Genomic DNA, 12,522 nt, shown 5'->3' with positions numbered 1-12,522 from the left:
AAAGGAAGGAAAATGAGTTGGTCTGTTAATGGTGCCGATAATTTAGCCAAGATATTTTACTTGACTCAATCTTGGCTTTTTTTACAGATACTACTAGGTTCAAACTTGTGTTATAATATTAAATATAATAGATTTTATTTTGTTCAAAGGGGGTTAGTGTAATGAAAAATTTAATAAATAAACTATTAGGTGCTGCTAAAAAGTATACTGTTTTAGATTATGGCTTTTTAAAAATAACTCTTATTTCTTTTGGAATACTTATTGGAACCTATTTTTCAAACTTTTTCTCTAATTATACTTCTTTGCTTTGGATAATTTTTCTTATTTCATACATTTGGATTATATATAGAACTTTTATTAAACATAGAAATTGAAGATTCATCAAACAAAAATATTACCTTTTAAACACTTACACTGTATTATATTTAACATAACTTGAGGATGCTGTATCCCAGTGCTTAATATCACTTTCATCCTGACTTACGGACAGTAAAAAGAGCAAGTTATCCAAAGATTAAATTACCAGGAAAAAAGTATAGAAAAAAAACATAGCCATCCCCTATCATATAAGTGTATCAGTAAATACTTATATGATAGGGGAAATTGGCTATGCTAAACAATCAAGAATATACTCCCAAACCGCTTAGCACATGTCCCTAAATATTCATTATAATTTTCGGCATCTTCATTTAAACTGTTTATTTTTACAACATCATTACTTGTTAATGAATGAACATAATTTCCATCTTCTAAATACATTGCCACATGTCCTGGGAAGAATATTAAATCTCCTTTTTTTATATTTTCAAAAGGTATTTCTTTTATTGGAAAGCCTTCTTTTATATCTGCATCTCTATAAATTAATATTCCATTTAACATATATGCCATTGAACAAAGACCTGAACAATCTATTCCAAGTGGTGATTTTCCACCCCATCTATATTGAGTTCCAAGATAGCTTAGAGCTGATTTTGCTAAATTTTCTCTAAGCTTTTCTTCATTTTTTATTTCATAGTCTGTTATTAAATTTGATGTAAAACTCTTTCTTATCCATCCTTTTTCACCACTAGGTAACTTCACTTTTAGAAATCTTTCATTTTCACTTATTTCATCTGTTGAAATTAAATTAGCGCCTCTTGTTACACTTGCAATTTCATATCCAGATGCTTCTGCTTTATTAAGTACATCTGCAAAAGAATTAATCACCACAATATTTTTATCTTTTTTCCATTTCTTTGAAAGTTCATCATTAATTATTAAATTATCTCCCTTTATATAACCTTCATAATTATAATGAGTTCTTACATAAAACCAATTATTTTCTGTTTCTTTAATTATTTCAACATTCATTCCAAATAAAACTTCATCAGCATTTTCTGAAACTTCTTTAGGTTCACTTTTTAATACTCCAATATCCTTATTTACTATTGCATACTTCATTGAATAACCCCCTATGATTTCTATTTCTAAAGTACAATGATCTCACCCCTATCTCCATTAATCTTCACCTTTACACCTAAAGGAATGCTCATAGTAGGCATACAGTGTCCACAAGCCAAGTTATAAATTGTAGGTTTGTTTTCTGTTTTTATAAGTTCTTCAAATACCTCCATTAAAGTTAAGCTATTATCGCCTTCATTTGCTTTACAATCTGTCCATGCACCTAAAATAATTCCTGCTGCATCTTTAAATTTTCCGCATTGTTTTAATTGCAATAACATTCTATCTATTCTATATGGATATTCATCTACATCTTCTAGAAATAATATTTTGTCCTTTGTGTCAAGCTCATATGCAGTTCCCATTGAAGAAACTACTAAAGAAAGATTCCCTCCAACTAATTTTCCTTTTGCCTTTCCTCCAACTAATGTTTTAATTTCTTGCCCTTCTGGATTTTTAAGTATTCCTAAAGGCTCATCACTAAATATATTTTTCCTAAAATAATTGATTGTATAATCATCTACGCCTTTATAAAATTCTGTTGATGCCATTGGTGTGTGAAAAGTTATAAGTTCGCATTTTTCATTAAACACATTGTGAAGAGCCGTTACATCACTATATCCTGCAAATACCTTTGGATTTTTCTTAATCATATTATAATCTAGCACATCTAAAAGTCTAGCAGCACCATATCCACCTCTTATGGCAAAAATTCCTTTAATGCTTTTATCCTCAAACATGTTATTTATATCCTTTGCTCTAAGTTCATCACTTCCAGATAAGAATCCATGATGTCCTCTGCAGCTTTCTCCAAGTATAACTTCAAAGCCTAAGTCTTCCATAGCTTTAATAGAAGGTTCTATTCTATCTTTAGGTATTGGACTTGAAGCGCCAATTAATCCTATCCTATCTCCTTTTTTTAAAGGTTTTGGTCTTATCATTTACAACACTCCCCTATTCGATTAATAAAAAGGTCACCACATTTTATTTATGCAAAATGTAGTGACTTCATCATCAATATATTCATAATTTAGTATTTATTATAAGATCTATAATAGCTATTGTGAATATTATAGTTGATTGGAATTATGCTATATCTTCTATATAATTTTTACAGAACAAAAAGGAGAAATTATACATTCAATTTTGAATAATACGGTTTTTTAATAAGATATCTAAGGCACATAAAAAAATAACTATCACTTTAAAGTCCTCTAATTACTCCATGTCTTCATTTTTTTGTTTCTTTATAAAATTAGTAACATCAGAAAGAATACTTTCCCAAACATCACCCAATTTTTTAATACTCGAATCTTTAATCTGCTGCTTAAGATCTTCAGGAAATATTTCTGCAATTTCAAATAAATCTTCTTTAGATTTAATTGAAAACTCAATATATAATTCTAAATTTTTATTATTTATATTTATAGATTTGAGCTTTATATTGTCAGGTAAATGAATATTTAATATAATACATTTATTTTCTTCGTCAATATTAATATACTGGCTCGAGAATTCTCTAATACTTTTTAGTCCTGATGATATAGGAATACTTACAAATCCAGTTTTAATTTTATCTATCCATAAAACCACTTTATTATTGTTGATGCCTGCTATTGATTCTACAATAAACTTAACAGGAACAAGCTTAAACATGTTATTTAAAACATGTATTTGAATTTTACCATTTATAATTTCAACCTCAATGTTGCTTTTTAAAGCTGGGTTGTCATCTTCTAGGTATTTTTTGCTCAATTCTATGAGCTCATTGATTTCTTTTTCAGAAAAAATTATTGGAGTAATGCTTTTGCTTGCTATAATTTCTCTGGCAAAGTTCATTAACTTATTGGATATAAACTCTTCAATAGAAGAATATCCATCTAAATTATCCATACTATTTCTCCTTCATACCTTAAAATTGATTGGAACTATGCTAGAGTCCCTACATTATTATTCTATGTATTAGTAGACTCACAAATAACTAACGAGATTATTTTTTTAATTCTTCCTTATTTCTAGGTCGAATTCAAACGACACTAATTATAAAATAACACACTTCCCATTGATTTATTTTCAGATAATCTATATGTTACAATTTTACTTACAACACAAAAAGTAGTCTGTAAAATTTCTACTACAAACTACTTTTTACTATTTTTTACCAAAATCATTTTAACTCTTATATAAATAAATTCAATCCAGACCCTTCTGTTGACCCTAAGTATGAAGCAACTCCGCCTATTTCAACTCCACCTATAAATTCTTCTTTTTTTATTCCCATTAAGTCCATGCTCATAGCACAGGCAACTACTTTAACTCCCATATCTATTGCATTTTTTATTAAAGTTTCTAAATCATCAACATTATGCTTTTTCATTATTTGCTTTATCATTGCAGGTCCCATTCCCATCATATTCATTTGTGATAATGGTAATTTTCCTGGATGTGCTGGTAACATAACATCAAACATTTTTTCCATAGTATCCTTAGCTACACTAGGTTTGTCTTTGCTCTTTAATATATTAAGTCCCCAGAATGTAAAGAACATAGTTACTTCTTTACCCATAGATGCTGCACCTGTTGCTATTATAAATGAAGCAATTGCCTTATCTAAATCTCCACTAAATACTACTAAGGTTGCCCCATTTTTTTCTGCAACTTCTGGTGAAGAGGTTTTTTTAATTGATACTACTCCTGTTCCCTTTTGTATATAAGCTACACACGCTTTTTCTTTATTATTAAATTGTGATTTTAATAAAGTGTTTCCAGTTGAATCACACCATGATTTTATATCCTTGCTAAACCCTGGATCACTTGCTTTTACTTCTAAAACATTTCCATCTTCCATTTTTTTAATTTCTTCAAATACTCTTTTTATTGGCCCTGGACATTGAAGCCCACATGCATTTAAAGTCATATTAGCATTTATTTGTGATAAATTAAAATTTTCTATTTTCATTGCAGCTACCTCATTTTTTATTTCTTTGTTCTTTTTATATTGATTTTTGATGCTTTCTTCTGCCCTTTTTATATATAGATATGTCTTCATGCCTCCATCTATATTTGTACACTTGATTCCATTTTGTTCAAGGACTCTGCAAGCAATATATCCTCTAAGCCCAACTTGGCATGTAGCATATATGTTTTTATCTTTTGGTATTTCATTTAATCTATCTCTTAATTCTTCAAGGGGAATATGAATAGAATTTTCTAATTTACCTGTAACTAATTCAAATTCTTCTCTTATATCTATAATTATTGAGTTATCTTTATCTAATTTATCTATTTCATACCACTGAATTATTTCAGTAATACCTTCTATAATGTTAGAAGCATAGTATCCAAGCATATTTACTGGATCTTTAGCTGAATTATATGGAGGTGCATAGCAAGGCTCAATGTCTTGTAAATCAAAAACTGTGAGATTAGCTTTTATGGCAGTAGCTAGTACATCTATACGTTTTTCTACTCCATCAATACCAACACCTTGAGCACCAAATATTTTCCCTGACTTTGGATCAAATAACATCTTTAATGTTATAGGAAAAGAACCTGGGTAATATCCTGCATGAGAACCTGGATGAATATGAATTGCCTCATATTTTATGCCTAATCTTTTTAATATCTTCTCATTATTTCCAGTTGTTGCAACTGTATAATCAAATACCTTTGCAACTGATGATCCAAGAATACCCTTATATTCTACATTTCTTCCACATATATTATCTGCAACTATTCTTCCTTGTCTATTAGCAGTCCATGCAAGTGGAATCATTGTAGGCTTTTTATTTACAAAATCCATTACTTCAACTGCATCCCCTAAAGCATATATATTAGGATCAGAAGTTTTCATGAATTTATCAATAACAATAGCTCCTCTTTCATTTAACTTAAGATTAGCTTCTTTTGCAATTGTAGTTTCTGGTTTCACTCCAATTGATAATATAATCATATCAGTTGAAATTTCTTTTCCACTATTTAGAACTATCTTTTTTCCTTTGTTTTTAAATCCTGCTACTCCATCTCTCAATATTAGCTCTACATTTTTGTCTATTAAATGCTCATGCACTATACTTGCCATCTCTATATCAAGTGGAGCCATTACTTGCTCACTTGCTTCTACAAGAGTAATTTCTATGCCTCTAGCATGAAGATTTTCAGCCATTTCAAGACCTATAAACCCTCCCCCTATTACAGTTGCATGTTTAGGCTTTACATTATCTACATAATATTTAATTTTATCTGTATCAGGTATATTTCTAAGAGTAAATAAATTGTCACACTCATTTATTCCAAGTATTTGTGGTTTTAATGGAGTTGCCCCTGGAGATAAAACTAAAACATCATAATTTTCTTCATATTCTTCTTCTGTCTTATGATTTTTAATTTTAACTTTCTTATTTTCTTTATCTACACTTAAAACTTCATTTAGATTTCTTATATCTAAATGAAATTTTTCGCTCATTTCTTCAACTGTTTGAACAATTAATTTTCCTCTTTCATCAATAGTTTTCCCTATATAATAAGGAAGTCCACAGTTAGCAAAAGATATATATTCACCTTTTTCCACCATAATTATTTCAGCATTTTCATCTAATCTTCTAAGTCTAGCTGCTGTAGATGCACCACCTGCAACCCCACCAACAATAATAATCTTTTTATTCATAAGAATCTCTCCCTTGTAATTTATCTATTTTTTCAATTATTCCTAATTTATCAATTAATATTACAAAGATATGAAATTACCATTTCGAAAATATTTTTAATATATATAAGCTATATAAGTTGTGATAATGAAATTATATTGTAGAGAGCAACTTCAATCTTAAAAAGTTAATGCTACTATAAACTCTTTACTGCAACTTATATAGTTACATAACATATACTAATTTAGTATTACATAATATAATCGCAACGTAAAGATACCTTTATTTAATTATTATTAAAATTATTGTAATCAATGTTAAATAATTGGAGGGAAAAATGAGTTTGTGTAGAATAAATATTAAGTATAACAAACTATAAGTATATCAAATAAAAAATGGGGTGGAATAAATGGGATAAGTAAAAAAATATTGTTTAAATGGATATGAGAATTTAATATAAATCAATAAACTTCCTTTACATGACAACGTTAACATGCAAAATTATGCAACATAACTATGTAATAGAATGTTTAGGTAAGTAGATTTATACACGCATGAATAATTGAGATACTAATTATAAGACATTTAAATAAATGTGATGGTGTAATTAATTATATGTTAAAGGGGAGAGTTAGATGGGTAAAAAATATATTATGTTTGTTGATGAGAGAGGTTTTTTAAGTACAGACACAATTAACAATTTTTCAATGGTTGGAATAATATTTGAATATGATTATTGTATTGATTTAAAAGATAAAAAATGTGATTTAAAAACGAAATTAAATAAATATAAGAAAGAAGTATTTAACAACAGTTATAATACTTTTTTAGATGATATTATGCTTAGAAAATTGGTTTTGAACAAAAATGATGAAGAGAAAAGAAAAGAATTTATAAATGAACTACCCTCGCTATTTAAAAGTTTAGAATTTACTATAATATCAAGTACAATAAAACAAGATATTAATGATGTAAAAGGTTCATATTATATAGCAATTAGGAATTTATTAAAAAGTTTTTACTCATTCATTATAAATAAAAATGCAGAATGCGGTGGAATAATTATGGAATCTAGGAAAGATAAGGATAGCTATATAATGCAACAAAGTTTTTTTGATGTATATAATGAAAGAAGTAGAATTTTGAGTAGGTTAGAGGATATCCAAGCTAAAATTAATACATTTATTGTCTCTGAAAAGGATAATGAAACATATGGGTTAGGTATAGAAGTATCAAATATATTAAATAATATACTATTTAGAGTCTCAAATGGGTTAAGAGAAATTGATAGTAAACTAATACCATATGTTGAATATGGTGATACAAATGAAATATTCAATGCAATAGAGTATAAAATTTATAAAGATACACCAATAGGGATAGTCAATAAACAATTAGAAAAGATTTCTTATAATAGTATGGAAATATTCAACAAAGAATTAAAAAAATTAAAAGGAGAAGTAAAACTTAAAGATACGAAAATCAATGAAAAACAAAAAGAAATTAATGAGTTAGCTAATGAAATTCAATTGTTGAATCAGCAATTAGAAGAAGCTTTGTTGAGTAGGAAAAGTGATAATATAATATTCAAAATTCTTTCAGATATAGATTTTAAAATGAAAGGAATTGAGAAGAAGGCAAGGGTTGCAGAGAATTAAATGATTATACAAAGTTATTATGGTAGAAATAGCTAATTTCTATAAACCAAAAGAGCTGTCTAATAATACAAATTATTTTAAGATAGCTCTTTTGTTTTATGTAAAAAATCACTAGGAGATTTATGAAAAGTATAACCAGTTAAGGATAAGTATACATAATTATATAATTATAAATCCTAATAAATACAATTATGTTATAATAAAGGGACAGTATTTGCTACAGAATAGTAGAATTAAGAGTAGCAATTGTTACAAATGCTTAGAATTATTTATAATTATACGAGGAGAAAAAGAATGAAATTAAAAGTATTAGTAGATAATAATACATATATTGATCAGTATTACTGTGGTGAACCTGCTGTTTCGTATTACATAGAGGATGAAGATGTTAGTTTGTTATTCGATGTAGGATATTCTGATTTGTTTTTGAAGAATCTAGTGGCATTTAATATAGACTTAGATAAAATAAAAACTATTGCTATTTCTCATGGACATGATGATCACACAAAAGGATTGAAATATTATTTTAGCAAACAACATAAAAACAGAATATCAATTTTAGCTCATCCAGATGCATTTAAGGAAAAAGCTGTTGATAATTTCAAAATTTGTTCTCCTATATTAGAGGAAGAACTAAAAGAAAAGTGTAACTTAATTTTATCAAAGGAACCTGTTAAACTTAGTGAAAATATAATATTCTTAGGTGAGATACCACAAGTTAAAGACTTTGAAAAGAGAAAACCTATTGGTAAGCAAATAGATGATAAAACTTGGATTGATGATTATGTAAGGGATGATACAGCACTTGTATATAAAAGTGAAAAAGGTATTTATATTATTTCAGGATGTTCTCATAGTGGAATTTGTAATATAGTAGAATATGCTAAAGAGGTATGTAATGATAATAGAGTACTTGGAATTATAGGTGGTTTTCATTTATTTGAGGTATCTGAGCAAGTAAGTAAGACTATTGAGTATTTTAAGGAGAACGATGTAAAAGAATTATATCCTTGTCATTGCACTTCATTTACTGTTAAAGCGGAAATCCATAAGACTTTGCCTATAAAAGAAGTTGGAGTGGGTTTAGAAATACAATGGTAATTATATAAGAATTAATAAAAGAGATATAATATAAAGCTATCTATATAACGTAAATCATGTTATACTTAGGAAAATAGATTTAAGTATTATTAAAAATGGCTATTAATCATGGCCATTTTTGTTGTGCTAAAGAAAAAGAGGGAAGATATATAATATATGAAATTTGAAGAATTAAACATAATAGAACCAATATTAAAAGCATTGAAAGACGAAAATTACAAAGAAGCAAGTAAAATACAAGAAGAAGCGATTCCATCGATTTTACTTGGAAAAGATCTACTTGGATGTGCACAAACTGGAACAGGAAAAACTGCTGCTTTTGCAATACCTACACTACAGCTATTACATAATTCAAGTAAGAATGTAAAGAAGAAAAAAATACAATCGCTAATTTTAACACCAACTAGAGAACTAGCTATACAAATATATGATAATTTTCAATCATATGGTAAGAATTTAAACTTAAAGTATGCAGTAATATTTGGTGGAGTATCACAAAAACCACAAGAAGAAGTATTGAGAAACGGTGTAGATATATTAATAGCAACACCAGGAAGATTAAATGATTTAGTGAATCAAAAAATTATAGATTTAAGTGAAATAGAAATATTCATATTAGATGAAGCTGATAGAATGTTAGATATGGGATTTATAAATGATGTGAAAAAAATTATAAGATATATTCCTAAACAAAGACAAACGTTATTCTTTTCAGCAACTATGCCTACTGAAATTAAAAAATTAGTAAGTACACTTTTGGTAGACCCAGTTGTAGTAGAGGTAGCACCTGTATCATCGACAGCTGATAAGATTAAACAATCACTTTACTATGTAGATAAAACTAACAAGAAAAAGTTATTAATAAGTTTGTTAAAAACAGATGAAATTAAATCAGCATTAGTTTTCACAAGAACTAAAAGTGATGCTAATAGATTAGTAAAGTATTTAGAAGATGCACAAATAGGAGCAAAAGCAATTCATGGAAATAAATCTCAAAATGCTAGACAAGAAGCACTACAAAGCTTTAAAGATAAAAAAATACAAGTGTTAATAGCTACAGATATAGCAGCAAGAGGAATTGACATTGATGAATTGTCACATGTAATTAATTATGGTTTACCTAATATACCAGAAACTTATGTACATAGAATTGGAAGAACAGGTAGAGCAGGGCAATGTGGAATAGCTATATCATTTAGTGATGTAGATGAAATACCTTATGTAAAAGATATAGAAAAATTGATTAAAAAGAAAATAGATGTAATTGAAGCACATAAATTTCCAATGGTAAATCTAACACCAAGTCCTAAGACTAAAGCTACTGGGAATAGAGCTAGATCTGGCTATACTCCTAAGGCTAGAGGTACAGGAAGTCAAAATACATCTAAAACTACAACAACAGGAAATGCAAATGCAAATAAGGCTGCAACAACAGGAAATACAAACAAACCTAAAACAACAACATCAGGAAATAAAAGTACATTTAAAACTGGAGCAACAGGAAATCTAAATGCACGTAAAACTACAGTTGGACCAAAGAAGAATTCAACTAGAAGAACAAGTTTTAAATAGAATTTATATAAGTTTTATAAACATCGACAGTATTAGAAATAATATTGTAGGTGTTTTTTTATTATAAAGTTAGATATTTAAGAGTAAAGTTTTACTTTAGCTAAATTTATATAAATCAAAAAAATAAAGTTTCTATATAAGCTAATGAAATTAATGTAATATAGTAATTATAAAGTTATATGAATAATTGAGAAAATAAAAGGATGGTGCAACATTGAAAAAAAGTTTTAACATAGATGAATTTCTATTAAAGTATCCACAATCTAAGGAAATAATTACTGGAAATAATATTAATATTGATAATCTTAAAGAAATTTATGAAGATTATATTGAATATAAAAACTCATATGAAAATCAAGCAGAGTTTATAGCGAATATTTTACGTTCACAAGAAATGGTACATTCAGTTAAGTCTAGAATTAAAGAGCCAGATAGATTAATAGAAAAGGTTATAAGAAAGACCACTGACAGAAAAAGTAAATATGGTGATGAATTTGAATTTACAGTAGATAACTATAAAAATGAAATAAATGATTTGATAGGAATAAGGGTTATACATATATTTAAAGATCAATGGCAAGAAATACATGAATTTATTTCAAAAACTTGGAAGGTTATAGAGATAACTGCAAATGTTAGAGATGGAGATAATATAGAGGTTTTTGAAACTCAAAGCATTGAGGTAAGGTCAAAAGCTTCGGGATATCGTTCCGTACATTATTTGGTAGAATTTTATCCAACTAGCCAAAAGGTTATTGCAGAAATACAAGTTAGAACAATTTTTGAAGAAGGTTATGGGGAAATAGACCATAGACTTAGGTATTCACATAATGAAATTCCTGAACTTCTTCAATCTAATTTGTTATTATTCAATAGAATAGTAGGAAGTGCAGATGAAATGGCATCACTAATTAATAATCTAAGTAAGGAATGGGGAGATAAAGAGCTAAATTATAAAAAAGTAATAGAAGAACAGGAAGCAGAGATAGTTAAATTAAAAAAACAAGTCAACAAAAATGATATAGAAAACAATCTATAATGTAAATTAGTAATAATTATTTTTTATTGTTGCTACAAAATAAGATTTATTCGTATAGTAAATTTTAATTTTAGCTTAAAAGGGCAAAATAATAGACTATTCTTCTAAATAATTCATAGGAGTATTAAAAAAGATTTCTTTTGTGATTTTCCTGTTGTTTTCGTTCGTAGGATTTAAATATATATTCATCTATGCTAAATAAGCTGAAAGATAAAATCAATACTATTACAGCAAACCATATTGATTTAACTCCAAATTGTGAAGTTAATATTCCAGAAAAACAACATCCAATTATAAAAGAAACTATTACCATTGCGTAGCGAACAGTTTTAGTGGCTGAGTTACTGTCTTTTTTTACAAAAGCTTTATAAGCGGATTGTGAAGCAAATCTCAAATTGCCTGTACACATGGTGGTGCTATAAGGTGAATCAACCAATTTTGCAAATGAAGCAATTTGAACTGAAGAAACAAATGAAATTGGGATGGTCACAAATGCATCTGGTACAGTGGTTGGTATAAATCCTATAACAAAAAGAACTAGGATTTCAATGAGTAAAATAATACGATCTGAATATGTAACGGAAGTAGATGATGGGAATTTAAAGTCTTTTATTTTTTCAGTTACTAATATTCCGATTATAAAAGCTAAAATTGGTAGGAAAGCCATAAAAGCTTGTTTGAAATTTCCTTTTGTAGCTTCTACACCAAATAGCACAATATTTCCAGTTTGAGCATTAGCAAAAACACCACCTCTACAGATAAAAGTATAAGCATCTAAAAAGCCTCCAACTATGGCAAGAAGAACTCCGAGCTGAACAGATTCAGAAGTTTTAGGTGGTACTTGAATTGTTTTTTTAATTTTCTTAACTATATTCATGTCTTTAATAATCAATATTAAAAAGTCTCCTTTCAATTTAACATTTATTTAGGCGTTTGCGAAACGCCGAAACCCGCATAAATGCGGGATATTTTTTTAACAGAATAAAATAACTCCTCACTGATTTATGGTAAAATTGAATTGCCTAAAAACAAAACCACCATATACCTCAGAAAGGAGTTATATACA

10 protein-coding genes are annotated in these 12,522 nt (G+C 27.8%); 5 read left to right on the top strand and 5 right to left on the bottom strand.

Going from position 1 to position 12,522, the window contains the following annotated elements; translation table 11 throughout:
* Positions 1-161: 161 nt before the first annotated feature.
* The gene (locus LLF98_RS00130; RefSeq protein WP_291699610.1) at positions 162-374 is read left to right on the top strand and encodes a hypothetical protein; all 213 of its coding nucleotides are present in this window, start codon (positions 162-164) and stop codon (positions 372-374) included.
* A gap of 238 nt (positions 375-612) precedes the next feature.
* Here the strand turns inward: LLF98_RS00130 and LLF98_RS00125 are convergent, their stop codons facing one another.
* The 4 genes from LLF98_RS00125 to LLF98_RS00110 form a co-directional block, all read right to left on the bottom strand.
* Entirely contained in the window at positions 613-1,440 is an 828-nt protein-coding gene (locus LLF98_RS00125; protein ID WP_291699608.1) for an SH3 domain-containing C40 family peptidase, read from the bottom strand.
* Between the two features lie 26 nt (positions 1,441-1,466).
* Positions 1,467-2,381, bottom strand: coding sequence for an LD-carboxypeptidase (locus LLF98_RS00120; protein WP_291699605.1), 915 nt, complete (start codon positions 2,379-2,381; stop codon positions 1,467-1,469).
* Positions 2,382-2,658: 277 nt separating this feature from the next.
* A complete protein-coding gene (locus LLF98_RS00115; protein WP_291699604.1) occupies positions 2,659-3,333 on the bottom strand; it encodes a hypothetical protein in 675 nt (224 codons plus the stop codon).
* 286 nt (positions 3,334-3,619) lie between these two features.
* The gene (locus LLF98_RS00110; RefSeq protein WP_291699602.1) at positions 3,620-6,106 is read right to left on the bottom strand and encodes a CoA-disulfide reductase; all 2,487 of its coding nucleotides are present in this window, start codon (positions 6,104-6,106) and stop codon (positions 3,620-3,622) included.
* 615 nt (positions 6,107-6,721) lie between these two features.
* Here LLF98_RS00110 and LLF98_RS00105 point away from each other — a divergent pair.
* The 4 genes from LLF98_RS00105 (at position 6,722) to LLF98_RS00090 (ending at position 11,456) form a co-directional block, all read left to right on the top strand.
* On the top strand, positions 6,722-7,744 hold the full coding sequence (locus LLF98_RS00105; protein ID WP_291699600.1) for a DUF3800 domain-containing protein: 1,023 nt from the start codon (positions 6,722-6,724) through the stop codon (positions 7,742-7,744).
* Positions 7,745-8,038: 294 nt separating this feature from the next.
* Positions 8,039-8,845: an MBL fold metallo-hydrolase gene (locus LLF98_RS00100; protein ID WP_291699598.1), complete on the top strand. Its 807-nt coding sequence runs from the start codon at positions 8,039-8,041 to the stop codon at positions 8,843-8,845.
* 156 nt (positions 8,846-9,001) lie between these two features.
* A complete protein-coding gene (locus LLF98_RS00095) occupies positions 9,002-10,417 on the top strand; it encodes a DEAD/DEAH box helicase (RefSeq protein WP_291699596.1) in 1,416 nt (471 codons plus the stop codon).
* A 214-nt stretch (positions 10,418-10,631) separates the two neighbouring features.
* Positions 10,632-11,456: a RelA/SpoT domain-containing protein gene (locus LLF98_RS00090; protein ID WP_291699594.1), complete on the top strand. Its 825-nt coding sequence runs from the start codon at positions 10,632-10,634 to the stop codon at positions 11,454-11,456.
* A gap of 124 nt (positions 11,457-11,580) precedes the next feature.
* Here the strand turns inward: LLF98_RS00090 and LLF98_RS00085 are convergent, their stop codons facing one another.
* Entirely contained in the window at positions 11,581-12,333 is a 753-nt protein-coding gene (locus tag LLF98_RS00085; protein ID WP_291699710.1) for a YoaK family protein, read from the bottom strand.
* Positions 12,334-12,522 lie beyond the last annotated feature (189 nt).

The organism is Clostridium sp. (genome assembly GCF_021372645.1).
Taxonomy (GTDB): domain Bacteria; phylum Bacillota; class Clostridia; order Clostridiales; family Clostridiaceae; genus Clostridium.
The sequence above is the reverse complement of the archived record's forward strand: the minus strand, read 5'-3'. Positions and strand labels throughout refer to the sequence as shown.